Below are 14,883 nucleotides of genomic sequence, written 5' to 3' on the forward strand. Positions count from 1 at the left end.
GATGGGCGCATGACCCACGTGGAGATGCCCCCGCACGGCAGCGACGAGCTGCGCGCCCTCGTCGAGCGCGATGAGCGCGAGCTCGTGTTCGACCGCTTCGACCTCGACGACGCGTGGCGCCTCGGGATGCGGCTGCGCGACGCCGCCGTCGAGCGCGGCCTGCCGCTCGTCGTCGGCATCATGCTCAACGGGCAGCGCGCCTTCCACGCGGCGCTGCCGGGCACGACGCCCGAGAACGATCGCTGGCTCGAGCGGAAGACGAACGTGGTGCTGCACTTCCACCGCTCGTCGCTCGGGGTCGGCGAGCGGTTCCGCGCTCGCGGTCAGGACTTCTCGGAGTCGCTCCTCGACCCCACGACGCACGCGGCGCACGGCGGCGTGCTGCCGATCACGGTCGCCGGCGTCGGCGTCGTGGGCGCGGTCGGCGTCTCGGGGCTGCCGCAGCTGCAGGACCACGCGTTCGTCGCCGAGATGGTGCGCGAGCATCTCGCGTCGCGCTGAGCGCCGAAGCGGTCGGATGCGTCGCTGAGCCTCGCGCGCGTCGCGACGCATGGCGTGATCGTCGCGTGACGCGGCGGCGGCGGCGACCTGCGTCCTCTGAGCGGCACGGTCGGCATCTGCGCATCTGCGCATCTGCGCATCTGCGCATCTGCGCGGCGGTGTCGGCGACCTGCGTCCTCCGAGTGGCACGGTGCGCACCTGCGCACCTGCGCCCCTGCGCCCCTGCGCCCCTGCGCCCCTGCGCCCCTGCGCACCTGCGCACCTGCGCACCTGCGCCCCTGCGCCCCCACGCACCTGCGCGGCATCCCGTGCACGCGGCCGACGCCGCGCCGCTCCGCGGCACGTCCCGCCTCGAGGGGCGGGTGGGCTCAGCCGACCGTGGACTCAGCCGCGGGCGGCCGCCGCGGCCCGTGCCGCCTGGCGTGCGCGGTGCTGCGCGTTCAGCCGCGGCGCCATGATCGCGACCATCACGGTCGTCACGAGGCCCGGGGTGAGCAGCAGCAGGAACAGCGGCAGGTTCTCCATGCCCTCGACGCTACGCAGCGCGCGGCGCCGCGGCATCGCCCGCACGGCCGAGTCGTGCATCCGCCGCCCGGGGGAGCGGCGACGTGGCTGCCGTGACCCGCCCGATCGCGACTCTCTCGCACGGGCAGCGGTGCCGGGCGACGGCCTCCGGGAGACCGCGATCACCCGCGGCGGATGCGCTGGCACGCCGCTGACGCTAGACTGGGGGAACCTGCGAGCGGTTCCCGCTCGCCTGCGTCGTGGACGCGCTCCAGCCTCGCACCGGATCACCGGCGAGCAGCAGGGCGATCGGACTGCGGCGAACGGAAGCGACGACCGTCGCCTTCGCCCCTCCGACGCGACGACGCCCACCGCCCATCCGGCACGCCCCAGCGTGCGCGTGGGCCGACACGGCATGCCCAGCGCTGCCAGACAGAAGAAGCATGAGCACCATCACCCCATCGACCATCGCGCCCGCGCAGCCCCAGGCCGTGCAGGCATCCGCAGCGAACGACCAGGCGCACGCCGACCTGCCCTCGTTCGCCGACCTCGGCGTCAGCCCCCGCCTCGTCGCGGCTCTGAACGCCATGGAGCGGCCCACGCCGTTCCCCATCCAGGCAGACACCCTGCCCGACACCCTCGCGGGTCGGGATGTGCTCGGCCGCGGCAAGACGGGCTCCGGCAAGACGCTGGCGTTCGCCATCCCGCTGGTGCAGCGCCTCGCGGGCGACCTCGCGGGCGGCCGCCGCCGCAAGGGCCTGCCCCTCGGTCTCGTGCTCGCGCCGACGCGCGAGCTCGCGACGCAGATCGCCGCGACCATCCGCCCCCTCGCCGACGCCGCGGGCCTCACGGTCACGACGATCTTCGGTGGCGTGAAGCAGGGCCCGCAGGAGGACGCGCTGCGACGCGGCGTCGACATCGTCGTGGCGTGCCCCGGCCGCCTCGACGACCTCATGAAGCAGCGCATCGCGAGCCTCGAGGCCATCGAGATGACCGTGATCGACGAGGCCGACCACATGGCCGACCTCGGCTTCCTGCCCGTCGTGACGCGCATCCTCGACAAGACGCCGCAGTCGGGCCAGCGCATGCTGTTCTCGGCGACGCTCGACAACGGCGTCGACAAGATCGTGAAGCGCTTCCTGCACGACGAGATCATGCACTCCGTCGACGAGGCGAACTCGCCCGTCGCCGCGATGACGCACCACCTGTTCGAGGTCTCGGCCGACGACAAGATGGCGCTCGTGCGCACGCTCGCGTCGGGCACGGGCCGCCGCATCCTCTTCACCCGCACGAAGCACCAGGCGAAGAAGCTCGCGAAGCAGCTCACCGCATGGGGCATCCCCGCGCACGACCTGCAGGGCAACCTGTCGCAGAACGCTCGCGAGCGCAACCTCGGTGCGTTCACCGACGGCTCCGTGAAGGTGCTCGTCGCGACCGACGTCGCCGCCCGTGGCGTGCACGTCGACCACATCGAGCTCGTCGTGCACGTCGAGCCGCCGCTCGAGCACAAGTCGTACCTGCACCGCTCGGGCCGCACGGCCCGCGCCGGCTCGGAGGGCGACGTCGCCACGATCATGCTGCCCGCGCAGCGCTCCGACACGATGCAGCTGCTGCGCAAGGCGGCCATCGCGGTGCAGCCGCAACGTGTGACGGCGACGTCGGATGCCGTCGTCGCCCTCGTGGGCGAGGTCGCCCCGATCGTCGAGCCCGTGCCCGGCGGGCCCGGCTCGGGCAACGAGATCCCGCAGCAGCAGGGTGGCGGCGGCGGTGGCCGTTCGCGCCGCGGCCGCGGCACCGGCGGTGGCGCGGATGCGGCGCAGGGCGCCGGTCGTCCGCGTCGCGACCGCTCGGGTCGCCCCGAGCCCAAGCAGCAGCGCCGCGAGCGCTCGGCGGGCGAGGGCGGCGGCGCCGACCGCGGCCAGCGGTCGGAGCTGCAGGGTCAGGGCCAGGGTCGCGGTCGCGGCCACGGCGGCGCGCAGGGCGCGGGCGGCGGCCAGCGTCGCGGCGGTGCCGCGGCGGGCGGCCAGGGCGGCCAGCGTCGCGACGACCGCGGCACGCGCGGCGGCTCGGCCGTCGCATGGTCGTCGGGCGGTGGCGGCTCGATGCAGGACGGCGGCCGCTCCGGCGGCGGTGCCGCCCGCTCGGGTGGCGCTCGCTCGGGCGGCTCGCGCCGCGCCGGCCGCGCGCAGGGCTGACGCCCCGCGCGCGTCGCTCCGCACGACGCCCGCATCCTCGCTCGAGGGTGCGGGCGTCGTCGTGTCCGGCCGCCCGCAGGGTCGCCCGCGCGCCGCACCTCAGCCGAGCGGCACGAGCCCCTGCACGACCTGCTGCAGCACCTCGCCGGCGGTCGCCAGCACGACGCCGATGCCGCCGAACGCCTCCGCACCGGCACGGAGCAGCAGGAAGCCGACGATCGCCACGATCCACGTCGTCATCTCGCCAGCCTGTCGCATGAGCCAGTCGTTCACGCGCTGCAGCCACGGCTCGATGCGCCGGTGCGCGACGAGCCGCACCGCGAGCAGCACGACGGCGGGCAGCACCATGACGACGACGTAGGCGGCGAGCACCGCGCCGTGCACCGGCAGCGGCAGGTCGGCGGCATCCATGATGCCGATCGCGATGAGGTACGGCAGCAGCGTCGCGACCTCGAGTGCCGTCGCTGCGAGCGCGAGCCCCATGAGCGGCGCGACGGAGCCGGACTCCGAGTCGAGCGCGCGCTCCCGCCACCGCAGGATGCGCTCGGACACGCCCTCGCCGCCGCGATCCCTCGCGCGCCTCGCGAGCCAGAACGAGCCGGCGAACAGCACCGCGCCCGCCGCCATCACGACCCCGCCGCCCACGGGCGACGCGAGCCACGCCTGCAGGTCGTCGAGCAGCAGTCGCGCCCCGATCGACAGCAGCACCCCCATGACGAGGTAGAAGCCGGCGACGGTGCCGAGGTACGCGGCCATGCGCGGCACGCTCGGGCGCGACGACGCGAGCAGCAGCCAGATCGGGATGAGCAGCGTGCCGAAGCTCGTCGAGTCGGCGAGGGCCAGCAGCACCAGCGTGCCGATCGTGGGGAGGTCCATGCCTCGACCCTCGCGCCGCGCCGCATGCGTGCGCGTCGGCGGAAGGTCGCATGCCGGATGCCGCCCATCCGCCCTTCGGATGACCCGCGGCGCCGCCTTGCGTGCTGGGATGGGAGCCATGCCCGCCGCTCGCCGCCGCACGCCGCTCGACGAGTACGTGCTGCCGCTCGTGCGCTACCGCACGCGCGCGGGCGTCGTCACGGTGGCCGCGATCGTGCTCGTCGGCGGGCTCGTGGCCGTGGCGTTCGACGCGGGCCGCGCGGCCGACCCGTCGCTGCCCCTCGGGCTCCCGTGGCTGCCGTGGACGCTGCCGATCGCCGCGGCGGCGTGCCTGCTCGTGAAGCGACGGCTGCCGGCGTGGAGCGCCGGAGGCACCGCCGTGCTGCTGCTGCTCGACGTCGCCGCGATCACCGGGGGCCTCAGCCTCGTGCTCGTCGTCGCCCTCTTCGACGCGGTGTACGCGGCGATGCTCGACCCTCGCCCGCGCATCCGCGGGCTCGTCGTCGCGATCGTCATCGCGGCGGGCGTCGCGCTGCTCGGCGTGTGGCTCGGGCAGTCGGCGGGCGCCGTCGACCCTGCCGAGGGGGTCGCGCTCGTCGTGGCGGTCGCGATGCTCGGCGGCGCGCCGGCCGTGCTCGGCACGTCGGTGCGGCAGCGCGACGAGCTGCTCGAGGCCGAGACCGAGCGGGCGGATGCCGTCGCCCGCGCCGCCGACGCCGAACGCGACCGCGCCGTGCGCGACGAGCGCGCGGCGATGGCGCGCGAGCTGCACGACGAGATCGCCGCACGGCTGTCGGCGATCGCGTTGCAGTCGGCGGCGCTGTCGGCCCGCGTGCCCGCTGCCGACGAGGCGGCGGCCGCCTCGATCCGCGCCATGCGCTCGTCGAGCGTCGAGGCGCTCGAGGAGCTGCGGCAGCTCATCGAGGTGCTCACGACGGGCCGCGAGGACGACGCGGTCGCCGTCGGCATCGACGACGCCGACGCGCTGCAGCGCGACGCCGAGCGCTTCGGCCTCGCGCTCGAGGCCGACGTCGACGTGCCGCCCGGCTCGGTCGGCACCGCCGCATCCCATGCCCTCATGCGCATCGCGCGCGAGTCGCTCGCCAACGCCGCCCGCCACGCCCCGGGTGCATCGGTGCGCCTGCGGGCCCGCGTCGAGGGCGACGCGGCGACGCTGCATGTCGAGAACGCCCTCGTGCCGGATGCGCGGGAGGCGGAGGGCAACGGCCTCGGCACGGCGATCATGGCGCAGCGATGGCGCGCGGTCGGAGGGTCGGGCAGCGCAGGCCGCACCGACGACGGGCGGTGGATCGTGCACGCGACGGTGCCGAGGCAGGAGACGAGCGGATGAGCGTGGGATCTGTCGACGACGGGCGGGGCGAGATCGGCGACGTCGAGGGGAGCGGCGGCGGCGTCGGGAGCGATGGCGTCGGCGAGCTCGGCGAGGGCCGCACCGTGCGCGTCGTCGTCGCCGACGACCACGCGGCGGTGCGCGCGGGCATCGCGGCGGTGCTCGCCGCCGATCGGAGCATCGAGGTCGTGGGCGAGGCGGCGGACGGCCGCGCAGCCGTGCAGCAGGCGACGGCGCTGCGACCCGACGTCGTGCTCATGGACGTGCGCATGCCGCGGCTCGACGGCATCGCCGCGACCGCGGAGGTCGTGGCGCTCGGCGTCGCGGTGCTCGTGCTCACGACGTACGACGTCGACGAGCACGTCGACGGCGCGCTCGCGGCCGGCGCATCCGGCTACCTGCTGAAGACGGCGGAGCCCGACGCGATCATCGCGGGCGTGCGTCGCGTCGCGGCGGGCGAGGGCGTGCTGGCGCCGGAGGTGACGATGCGGGTGCTCCAGCGGATGCGGTCGGCCGCGCCGCAGCCCGTGGAGCTGCCCGCGGGGCTCGGCGACCTCACCGTGCGCGAGCGCGAGGTGCTCGCGGGTCTCGGCGCGGGCCTGTCGAACGCGCAGCTCGCCCATCGGCTCGGCATCTCGGAGCCCACGGTGAAGACGCACGTCTCGCGCGTGCTCGCGAAGCTCGACGCGCCATCCCGCATGCGCGCTGCGGTGATCGCGCGCGACGCCGGCCTCACCTGACCCCGCGCATCTGCGCTCCTCGGCTCCTTCTGGCGTCAGAACGGGCCGAGCACCACGGATCCCTGCGTGGTGCTCGGCCGCTTGCGACCGGAGAAGCCGCCGAGAACCTCGAGAGACGGGGTCAGGGGAGGGCGAGGCTCGCCGAGCCGATCGCCGTCGACCACCGGCCGAGCGCTGCGGGCACGATGCGGCGCGGCTGCGGCACCGACTGCAGCGGCGCGAGGGCCGCGAGCTCCTGCTCGACGATCGGCAGCAGGATCGACTGCGCCGCCATGCCGACCGAGCCGCCGAGCACGACGACCTCCGGGTCGAACGCGGGCAGCATCCGTCGCAGCGCCGCCGCGATCGCGATGCCCGCGTCGCCCACGGCGCCGATGGATGGGGGGTCGCCCGCGAGCGCCGCATCCACGAGATGCTTCGCCGTCACCGGCTGCCCGCCCGCGAGGTCGCGTGCGGCCGCGATGCGCGAGCCCACGCGGGCGAGCGCCTGCCCGCCCGCGAACGCCTCGAGGCATCCGTGCGCCTCGCACGAGCAGAGCGGGCCGTCCTCGACGACCGTCACGTGGCCGAGCTCGCCCGCGAACCCGTGCGCACCGCGCAGCGCCTGGCCGCCGACGATGAGCGCGCCGCCGACGCCGGTGCCGAGCGACACGAGCAGCAGCGACTGCGTGCCGCGCCCGGCGCCGAAGCGGTGCTCGCCGAGCCCGTGCGCGTTGCCGTCGTTGTCGACGACGACGGGCAGGCCCACTCGCGCCGACACGGCGTCGCGCACGGGGAAGTCGCGGATGCGGAAGTGCGCGGCCCACGCGATCGTCGAGGCGTCGGGGGTGAGCCACGACGCGATGCCGAGTCCCAGCCGCTCCGGGGCGGGGTCGCCCGCGCTCGAGAGGGCCGCACCGAGCTCGTCGGCCGTGCGCGCGATCTCGTCGAGCAGGCCCTGCGACGAGCGGATGCGGTGCTCGCGCCACGACCGGTGCAGCACCTCGCCCGCCTCGGTCATCGCGACCCCGGCGACCTTGGTGCCACCGACGTCGATCCCCAGCACAGTCACCGCACCATCCTGCCGTGCCGGAGGAGCCCGAGCGTCGTCGCCACGACCGAGGCGCCGCCGCGAGGGGTTCGAGAGCGGAGGAGCACCGACCCGTGCCCCTCCGCTCGACCCGTCGACGGGAGCGACGGGCCGACGCGATGCGTCATGGGGAGGACGGATGAGACGCGGCATCATGACGCGACGTGGGCGTCGACGCCGGCCCCGGGCGTGTCGGATCAGAGGCAGAAGGGCGGCGCGACGTCGGCCACGAGCGCGTCCTGGCGCCCGGCGTCGGCCGCCGCGACCGTGAGGGTGGCCGGGAGCGCGCACAGCAGCGCACCGGTCGCGACGATCGTCACGACGGCGCTCTCGGCCTCCGCGACGCACGACGCCGCCCCCGACGGCAGCACCGTCTGGCACGAGAGGCCGCCCGAGACGCCGACGAGCGTCAGCGGCAGCGGCGACGTCAATGCGACCGAGTACGACTCGCCCGGCACGAGCCCGGAGAGGACGATCGTCGCGATCGGCAGCACGCCGAGGCCGGCGCTCCAGTCGACGGCGACGGTCGGCGCGGCGACCGGCCGCTGGGGCTCGGTGATCGGCGGCTCGGGCTCGACGGTCGGCGGCTCGGGCTCGGTGATCGGCGGCTCGGGCTCGGTGACGGGCGGCTCGGGCTCGACGGTCGGCGGTTCGGGCTCGGTGACGGGCGGCTCGGGCTCGGTGACGGGCGGCTCGGGGTCGACGAGGGGCGGAGCGGGCTCGCGGGCGGGCCGCGGCGCGCTCGGCGGGTCGGGCAGCGTCGCACCGGGCAGCGGCGTCGTGCGCAGCGGCACGGCGAGACCCGCGATCGCAGGCTCCCGGACGGTGGTCGGCACGACGGTCGGCGACGCGACGACGGGAGCGGAGGCGCGCGGGCCGATCGCCGCGGTCTGCGCCGCGTCCTGCGCCGCATCGCTCGCCTGGGTCGACACCTCGGGATGAGCCGGCTGCGCCATGGCTCCCGGCACCACCGGCTCGGGCGCGGCTGCCGCGGGCGGCGCGTCGGCGACGGGTCGCTCGACGGGCGCCGCCAGCGTGGCGACGGTCACCACGACGACGGCCGTCGCAGCGGCGACGCCCGCCATCGACGACGCGGCGAGCACGGGCTTGCGCAGCGCCGAGCCGACCAGCGCCTGCGCGACGCTCGGCGGGGAGACGGCCGCCGCCGCGCCGCCGAGCAGCAGCGGCACGGTGGCGAAGACCCAGCGGCCCACGCCGCGCCCGGCGCGCACGTCGAGGCAGTGGGCGCACCGTGCGACGTGCGCGAGGGCCGCGCGGTCGCTCGAGCGAGCATGCACGGCGCACGCGCCGCCCGCGCGCTCCTGCAGCACGGCCTTCAGCTCGCCGCGCAGCGCCTTCCGGGCGCGCAGCGCGAGCACCGACACCGCGTTGGCCGACATGCCCCAGCCGCGCGCGACGTCGCGCATGGCCTCGCCGTCGACGACGGTGCGCAGCAGCACCTCCCGGTGCCGCTGCGACAGGGCACCGAAGGCCTCGCGCACGGGCGATAGGGCGTCGAGATCGTCGACCGACATGGCGCCGAGGCGCGCGTCGGCGATGGATGCGATGGCGTCGTCGGCGACGTCGGTGCCGACGACCGCCTGCCCGTCGCGGGATCGCACGACGTCGATGGCGCGGAACCGCACGCCGCGCGCGAGGTAGGCGGCGGGGTCGCGGATGGTCTCGCCGGCGTCGACGCGCTCGATGAGCTCGACGACCGTCGACGACACGACCTCCTCGGCGATCTCGCGTCTGCGCACGACGCGTTGCGCGATCGCCGTGAGCCGCGGCTGCAGCGCATCCCACTCGTCGCTCAGCACGGCGCGGATCGCCGCGGTCTCATGCAGCTCGAGGGTCATGCGCCCACCCGTCTCCTCCGGCCGTCGTGCTCGGTTGGAGCGTCGGGCCGGGAGCAGACCGTATCGAAGGATCCTCGACTTCCGTCCGGGGATGTACCCCGGGCGGTCGGCCGTGCCGCGAGAGGATGGGGGACATGCGCATCCTCGTCACCGGGTTCGAGCCGTTCGGCGGCGACGCCGAGAACGCCAGCCGCGAGGCCGTGCAGCGACTGGGGGGCCGCGGCGTCGACGGGATCGACGTGGTCGTCGGCGTGCTGCCCGTGGCCTTCCGCGCCGGCCCCGAGGCGCTGCGGGCCCTCGTCGCCGAGCACGTGCCGGATGCCGTGCTCGCGGTCGGCGAGGCAGGCGGACGCACCGCGGTCACGCCCGAGCGCCACGGCCGCAACCGCATCGACGCACGCATCCCGGACGAGCGGGGCGAGCAGCCGCGCGACGTGCCCGTCGACGACGGGCCGGAGCTGCGACCTGCGACGCTCGACGTCGATGCGCTCGCGGCGGCCGTCCGCGACGCGGGCGTGGCCGCCGAGGTCTCGGACGATGCGGGCGGGTTCGTCTGCAACCGCCTCGCCGTCGAGGCGGCGGGGCTCGACGTGCCCGCGGCGTTCGTGCACGTGCCCGCCGTGCGGTCGGCGGGCGTCGCGGGCGTGGGGCGCGAGACCGATGCGGGCAGGGCGTCGGTCGTGCCGCCCCTGACGCTCGACGATCTGGCGACGGCGCTCGCAGCGTGCGTCGTGTCGGCTGCTGCGCAGGTGGCCGCGCGCTGAGGGCTCGCGGCGCGGCGCTGCGTCAGGGGGTGAGCCCTGCGGCGCGGCCGTGGTGGATGCCCGCGCCGTCAGCCCGCCGCGGCCGCCGCCGCGGCGGCGCGCTCGAGCCAGCGCGGCGTCGAGGTGGGTCGCAGGTGCTGCAGCAGCTCGCCTGCCTCGCACGCCTCGACGAGCTGCACGACGCGCCGGGCGCGCGTCTCGTCGCGCTTCGCGCTCGCGACCCAGTGGATCGCGGCGCGGACGTAGCCGGAGGCGGCGGCCTCGAGGAAGGCCGTCGCCGGTGCGCTCGCATCGAGCACGGCCTGCTCGTCGGGCGCGAGCGCGACCGACTCCTGCTCGTGCGAGTACGTGCCGGTGCGCTCCGGGCTGCGGCGCTCGTAGGCGGCGATGCCGGCCGGGTGCATGCGCCCCTCGGCCAGCAGGCGCTCGACGTGGGCCACGTTGACGGCCGACCACGTGCTGCGCGACGAGCGCGGCGTCCATCGCTGCCTGCGCGTGTGCTCGTCGATCGGCTGCGAGACGGAGTCGATCCACCCGAAGCACAGCGCCTCGGGCACGGCCTCGGCCCACGTGAGCCCCTGGTCGACGACGGGCGAGGAGCGCTTGTGCAGGCCCATCCACAGCTCGCTCGCCGTCTCGTGGTGCACCTCGAGCCAGCGGCGCAGCTCGGCGGCGTCGCGGAAGAACACCGCGGGGCGTTCGCTGCTCCCGCCAGGGGTGCCGGGCTGCGTCATGCGCACAGCATCCCACCACCCACCGACGCCGGAGGGTGGATGCGGCGCCGAGGAGGCCGCCTGCGGCCGAGGCCCCGCGCCGGCGCCCGTGGTCAGCGAGCCGGCAGCCGGTCCTCCGCCGTCGAGACCGCCGCGCGCACGGCCGCGGCGAACGCGTCGACGTCGGCCTCCGTGGTGTCCCACGAGCACATCCAGCGCACCTCGCCCGACTCGCCGTTCCAGTCGTAGAACATGAACCGCTCGCGCACGCGGTCGGCGACGCCGAGCGGCAGGCGCGCGAACACGCCGTTCGCCTCGGTCGCCTGCACGAAGTCGACGCCGTCGACGCCCTCGAGCGCCGCACGCAGCCGTGCCGCCATCGCGTTGGCGTGCCGGGCGTTCTCGATCCACAGGTCGCCGTCGTACAGCGCGAGCAGCTGCGCCGAGAGGAAGCGCATCTTCGACGCGAGCTGCATCGTCGCCTTCCGCAGGTAGACGAGGCCGTGGCCGGCCCGCTCGGTCAGCGTCACGACGGCCTCGGCACCCAGCGCGCCGTCCTTCGTGCCGCCGAGCGACAGGACGTCGACGCCTGCGTCGGTGAGGAAGGCGCGCAGCGGTGCGTCGAGCGCCGCCGCGGCGTTGGCGATGCGTGCGCCATCGACGTGCAGCAGCATGCCCTTGCCGTGCGCGTGCTCGGCGAGCGCCGCGATCTCGTCGACCGTGTAGCGCGTGCCGATCTCGGTGGTCTGCGTGATCGACACGATGCCGGGCTGCGCTCGGTGCTCGTCGCCGAAGCCCCACGCCTCGCGGTCGACGAGCTCGGGCGTCAGCTTGCCGTCGAGCGTGGGGACCGCGAGCAGCTTGAGGCCGCCGACGCGCTCGGGCGCGCCGCCCTCGTCGACGTTGATGTGCGCACCGGTGGCGCAGATGACGGCGCCCCACCGCGGCAGGCACGACTGCAGCGCGAGCACGTTCGCGCCCGTGCCGTTGAAGACCGGGAAGGCCTCCGCCTGCCCGCCGAGGTGCTCGCGCACGACCTCCTGCAGCCGCGCGGTGTACGGGTCGGCGCCGTAGGAGACGACGTGGCCGCCGTTCGCGGCGACCATCGCCTCGAGGACCTGCGGGTGCACGCCTGCGTAGTTGTCGCTCGCGAACGTGCGGATGCTGGTGTCGTGGATCTGCTGCACCCACCCATCCTCGCGCGTCGGCGGGCATCGGGCGAACGCCGAAGGCGGCCCCCACGAGGTGGGGGCCGCCTTCGGATCGTGGATGCGGCGCGAGCCGCGGTGCGTCAGGCGGCGACGCGGCGGCGCAGCACGAGACCGAGGCCTGCGAGCAGCGCGAGCGTTGCGATCGCGAGCGCGGGGCCTGCGAGCTCGGCACCGGTCTGGGGCAGCGTGCCGCCCTGGCCGGCCTGGTCGTCGCCACCGCCGACGGGCGGTGCCGACGGCGTGGGCGCCGAGGGGACGGGTGCCGAGGGCTCGGGCGAGACCGGCGGCTGGACCGCCGCGGCCTCGACCTCGACGACGAGCACGCCGAGGAGCTGGTCCTCGAGCCCGGCGCCCGATGCGACGTAGTCGACCGCGAACAGGCCGTCCTCGGTGTCCTCGGGGATCGTGATGACGACGTTCGCGCGGCCGGTCTCGTTGGAGTCGACGACGATGGCGTTGTCGACGGGCGCCTCCACCAGCACGGTGCCGGGAGCCGCGGCGGGCAGCTCGAGGTCGGTGACCGACGTCACGACGTCGCCCGTCGCCACGGCGGGCGCCGAGCCGAGCACGGTCGCGGTGACGACCGAGGGCTTCGGCTCGGTGCTCGTGAACGACAGCGACGAGAAGTCGACGACGATCTCGTCGCCGGGCTCGAAGACCTGCGAGAGGTCGGTGCCGACCGTGACGCCGAGCGAGCGCTGCGAGTAGTCGGGGACGAGTCCGGGGTTCGCGGAGAGGTAGTCGGCCGTGGCCTCCCAGTCGATCGTGGTGAGCGCCTGCGGGTTCGTGCCGTCGCGCAGCACCGTGAAGCCGTCCTGGCCCTCGAGCAGGAAGGCGTTCGACGCGACCGTGTAGGTGGCGGCGGGGTCGATCGCCTCCTGGACGACGACCTCCTGGCCGTCGACGACCTCGGTCCGCTCGAGCCATGCGTCGAGCACGCGCTCGCCCACCGGCGCGGCCGGGTCGTAGGCGAAGCCGAGGCCCGCGAGGCCCAGTGCGAGCATCGGGCGGGGTGCGCGGGGGAGGAACTGCTGCTCGAGCAGCTGGTCGACCTGCGCGCCCGTGAGGTCGAGCGTGCCGATGACGTTGCTGAACGACGTGACGTTGAACGCCTGACGCAGCGTGAGCTGGCCTGCGGCGTTCGGCACGAGGTCGGCGCGCACGCCACCGGGGTTGATGATGCCGAAGTCGGCCTCGAGCCCGTTGTCGTTCGCCGTGACGCGCGCGACCTCGGCGATGAGGTTGCCGAGCGGCGACTCGGCGCCGCGGTGCTGCGGCGTGCCGCTGTTCGGCTGGCCCGTGTTCGACGCGGCCAGGAACGGGAGCGTCATCTCCTCGCCGACGACCTGCGCGCCGATGGGGCGCGCCGCGTCGAACGCGTCGCGAACGAGACCGAGCACCGTCGGCTCGGTGGCGGGGGTCGCGATGGGGTCGTCCGAGTCGGCCTGCGCCTGCGTGATCCCCGTGACCGTGAGGTTCTCGGCGGCCGCGACGACGACGGGTCCCGTCTCGGGGACGACGAGCTCGACGTGGCCGAGGCGCTCGCCCGACGAGAGCGACTGCACGACGGTGACGCCGTTGGGCGTGGTCTGCACGTCCTGCTGGTGCGAGTGACCCGTGAAGGCGACGTCCACGTCGGTGCTGAAGCCGCCCGCGACGACGCTGGTCGCCTCGTGCGCGAGGGCGACCACCACGTCGGCGGAGTCGGTCGCCACGATGTCGGCGGCGATCGCGTTCGTGACGGCGACGGGGTCGGTGAACGTGAGCCCCTCGACGCCGGATGCGGCGACGATCTCGGGCGTCGACTGGGTCACGGTGCCGATGTACGCGATGCGCACCCCGTTGGCCGTCGTGATGATCTCGGTGGGCGCGAGCTCGCTCTGCCCCTCGACGTTCGCCGCGAGGTACGGGAAGTCGGCGATGTCCGACACGCGGCCGGCGAGGTCGTCGAAGCCCTGGTCGAACTCGTGGTTGCCGACGGCCGAGACCTGCAGCCCCATCGCGTTCAGGATCTCGAGCGTCGGCTCGTCCTGGAAGATGGCCGACTCGAAGGTCGAGCCGCCGATCGAGTCGCCGACCGACGAGAAGACCGTGTCCTCGTTCGCGGCACGGATCTCCGCCACCTGCTGGGCCAGGTTGGGTGCCCAGCGGAGCCCGCCGTGGAAGTCGGTGATCGAGAGCAGGTCGACGGTGACGGCGCCCGAGACGGGGTCGACGGTCGCGGAGGCGGGCGCTGCGACGCCGAGGCCGAGCGCGATCGCCCCGGCTGCGGCGGCGGCGGAGACGGCTCCGCGGCGCACGGTGGATCGAAGCATGTGTGAGAGATCCTCGGTTCTGGGGGACGTGTGCAGCAAGCCTATGGATCGCATAGGCATCCGCGCCGGATCGCGATGAGGTCGTTACCTGACGTTCACGTGCACGGCACGGGACGGCGTGTCGCGGGTCAGCCGGCCGCGGCGACGCCCAGCACGATCGCGGCGCCCAGCACCATCCACGGCCCGAAGGGCAGCTGCCCGCCGCGCGTCGTGCGTCGCGTCGCGAGCAGCACGATCGCCGCGAGCGCGAGCAGCACGAATCCGGCGGCGAGCCCGAGCAGCATCGCCGTCCATCCGTGCCAGCCGAGGGCGAGGCCGAGCGGCAGCGCCAGCTTGACGTCGCCGAGGCCGAGGCTCGACGGCGAGAGGAACGCGAGCACGAGGAAGCCTGCCCCGGCGGCGAGGCTCGCGAGCACCGCGGTGCCGAGCCGCCCCCAGTCGCCCGTGAGCGCGGCCGCGGCCGCGAGGCCGACGAGCAGGGCCGCGAGCGCGGTCAGCACCAGCGCGTCGGGCAGTCGCTCGGTCGCGAGGTCGACGGGCACGAGCAGCGCGCACGCGACGGCGAGCGCGCACAGCCCCGCCGCCTCGGCCGGATGCGCCGACGCGAGCACCGCGCCCGCGCCACCGAGCGCGCCGAGCGCGGCGGGCACGCCGCGATGCAGCCACCGCGACGACGCATCGACGAGCCTGCGCGCCCATGGCGTCAGCAGCGCCGCGACGAGGGCGCACGCGGCCGCGGCGAGCGCGACGGCGAGGGGAGTGGGCACGCGACCATCATGCGCGAG

General features: G+C 75.4%; 13 protein-coding genes. 5 read left to right on the top strand and 8 right to left on the bottom strand.

The annotated features are described in order from the left end of the window. The first annotated feature begins 9 nt into the window (after nucleotides 1–9). Nucleotides 10–501: a heme-degrading domain-containing protein gene (locus ACFQPP_RS03890; protein ID WP_376915207.1), complete on the top strand. Its 492-nt coding sequence runs from the start codon at nucleotides 10–12 to the stop codon at nucleotides 499–501. A gap of 384 nt (nucleotides 502–885) precedes the next feature. Here ACFQPP_RS03890 and ACFQPP_RS03895 read toward each other — a convergent pair whose 3' ends face one another. Continuing rightward, nucleotides 886–1,026 carry a hypothetical protein gene (locus ACFQPP_RS03895; RefSeq protein ID WP_376915208.1) on the bottom strand — a complete coding sequence of 47 codons (141 nt, stop codon included), beginning with the start codon at nucleotides 1,024–1,026 and terminating at the stop codon, nucleotides 886–888. Nucleotides 1,027–1,592: 566 nt separating this feature from the next. Between ACFQPP_RS03895 and ACFQPP_RS03900 the strand changes: the two genes are divergently transcribed. Then, on the top strand, nucleotides 1,593–3,200 hold the full coding sequence (locus ACFQPP_RS03900) for a DEAD/DEAH box helicase (RefSeq protein WP_376915299.1): 1,608 nt from the start codon (nucleotides 1,593–1,595) through the stop codon (nucleotides 3,198–3,200). Nucleotides 3,201–3,299: 99 nt separating this feature from the next. Here the strand turns inward: ACFQPP_RS03900 and ACFQPP_RS03905 are convergent, their stop codons facing one another. Beyond that, on the bottom strand, nucleotides 3,300–4,076 hold the full coding sequence (locus ACFQPP_RS03905) for a GAP family protein (RefSeq protein ID WP_376915209.1): 777 nt from the start codon (nucleotides 4,074–4,076) through the stop codon (nucleotides 3,300–3,302). A 118-nt stretch (nucleotides 4,077–4,194) separates the two neighbouring features. On the opposite strand from ACFQPP_RS03905, the gene ACFQPP_RS03910 reads away from it, so the two are divergent. Both ACFQPP_RS03910 and ACFQPP_RS03915 read left to right on the top strand, forming a co-directional pair. Further along, entirely contained in the window at nucleotides 4,195–5,427 is a 1,233-nt protein-coding gene (locus ACFQPP_RS03910; RefSeq protein ID WP_376915211.1) for a sensor histidine kinase, read from the top strand. Then, the gene (locus ACFQPP_RS03915) at nucleotides 5,424–6,167 is read left to right on the top strand and encodes a response regulator (RefSeq protein ID WP_376915213.1); all 744 of its coding nucleotides are present in this window, start codon (nucleotides 5,424–5,426) and stop codon (nucleotides 6,165–6,167) included. The genes ACFQPP_RS03910 and ACFQPP_RS03915 overlap by 4 nt, the downstream gene beginning before the upstream one ends. A 121-nt stretch (nucleotides 6,168–6,288) precedes the next feature. Here the strand turns inward: ACFQPP_RS03915 and ACFQPP_RS03920 are convergent, their stop codons facing one another. Together ACFQPP_RS03920 and ACFQPP_RS03925 are read right to left on the bottom strand one after the other, a co-directional pair. Continuing rightward, on the bottom strand, nucleotides 6,289–7,218 hold the full coding sequence (locus tag ACFQPP_RS03920) for an ROK family protein (protein WP_376915214.1): 930 nt from the start codon (nucleotides 7,216–7,218) through the stop codon (nucleotides 6,289–6,291). 215 nt (nucleotides 7,219–7,433) lie between these two features. Then, a complete protein-coding gene (locus tag ACFQPP_RS03925) occupies nucleotides 7,434–9,095 on the bottom strand; it encodes an RNA polymerase sigma factor (RefSeq protein ID WP_376915215.1) in 1,662 nt (553 codons plus the stop codon). Nucleotides 9,096–9,229: 134 nt separating this feature from the next. On the opposite strand from ACFQPP_RS03925, the gene ACFQPP_RS03930 reads away from it, so the two are divergent. Beyond that, nucleotides 9,230–9,859 (top strand): pyroglutamyl-peptidase I, encoded by a 630-nt coding sequence (locus ACFQPP_RS03930; RefSeq protein WP_376915216.1) that lies wholly within the window; start codon nucleotides 9,230–9,232, stop codon nucleotides 9,857–9,859. Between the two features lie 68 nt (nucleotides 9,860–9,927). On the opposite strand, the gene ACFQPP_RS03935 is transcribed toward ACFQPP_RS03930, so the two are convergent. The 4 genes from ACFQPP_RS03935 to ACFQPP_RS03950 form a co-directional block, all read right to left on the bottom strand. Further along, entirely contained in the window at nucleotides 9,928–10,593 is a 666-nt protein-coding gene (locus tag ACFQPP_RS03935; protein ID WP_376915217.1) for a YdeI family protein, read from the bottom strand. A 92-nt stretch (nucleotides 10,594–10,685) separates the two neighbouring features. Next, entirely contained in the window at nucleotides 10,686–11,759 is a 1,074-nt protein-coding gene (locus ACFQPP_RS03940; protein ID WP_376915218.1) for a threonine aldolase family protein, read from the bottom strand. A gap of 104 nt (nucleotides 11,760–11,863) precedes the next feature. After that, on the bottom strand, nucleotides 11,864–14,098 hold the full coding sequence (locus ACFQPP_RS03945) for a bifunctional metallophosphatase/5'-nucleotidase (protein ID WP_376915219.1): 2,235 nt from the start codon (nucleotides 14,096–14,098) through the stop codon (nucleotides 11,864–11,866). Nucleotides 14,099–14,226: 128 nt separating this feature from the next. Beyond that, on the bottom strand, nucleotides 14,227–14,865 hold the full coding sequence (locus tag ACFQPP_RS03950; protein WP_376915220.1) for a prepilin peptidase: 639 nt from the start codon (nucleotides 14,863–14,865) through the stop codon (nucleotides 14,227–14,229). Nucleotides 14,866–14,883: the final 18 nt, after the last annotated feature.

The sequence above is a fragment of the Agrococcus sp. GCM10030265 genome, assembly GCF_042666675.1.
Classification (GTDB): Bacteria; Actinomycetota; Actinomycetes; order Actinomycetales; family Microbacteriaceae; genus Agrococcus.

Coding starts and splice junctions, on each gene's coding strand:
- ACFQPP_RS03890 (WP_376915207.1), top strand. CDS start 10: ATGACCCACGTGGAGATGCCCCCGCACGGCAGCGACGAGCTGCGCGCC.
- ACFQPP_RS03895 (WP_376915208.1), bottom strand. CDS start 1,026: ATGGAGAACCTGCCGCTGTTCCTGCTGCTGCTCACCCCGGGCCTCGTG.
- ACFQPP_RS03900 (WP_376915299.1), top strand. CDS start 1,593: ATGGAGCGGCCCACGCCGTTCCCCATCCAGGCAGACACCCTGCCCGAC.
- ACFQPP_RS03905 (WP_376915209.1), bottom strand. CDS start 4,076: ATGGACCTCCCCACGATCGGCACGCTGGTGCTGCTGGCCCTCGCCGAC.
- ACFQPP_RS03910 (WP_376915211.1), top strand. CDS start 4,195: ATGCCCGCCGCTCGCCGCCGCACGCCGCTCGACGAGTACGTGCTGCCG.
- ACFQPP_RS03915 (WP_376915213.1), top strand. CDS start 5,424: ATGAGCGTGGGATCTGTCGACGACGGGCGGGGCGAGATCGGCGACGTC.
- ACFQPP_RS03925 (WP_376915215.1), bottom strand. CDS start 9,095: ATGACCCTCGAGCTGCATGAGACCGCGGCGATCCGCGCCGTGCTGAGC.
- ACFQPP_RS03930 (WP_376915216.1), top strand. CDS start 9,230: ATGCGCATCCTCGTCACCGGGTTCGAGCCGTTCGGCGGCGACGCCGAG.
- ACFQPP_RS03935 (WP_376915217.1), bottom strand. CDS start 10,593: ATGACGCAGCCCGGCACCCCTGGCGGGAGCAGCGAACGCCCCGCGGTG.
- ACFQPP_RS03945 (WP_376915219.1), bottom strand. CDS start 14,098: ATGCTTCGATCCACCGTGCGCCGCGGAGCCGTCTCCGCCGCCGCCGCA.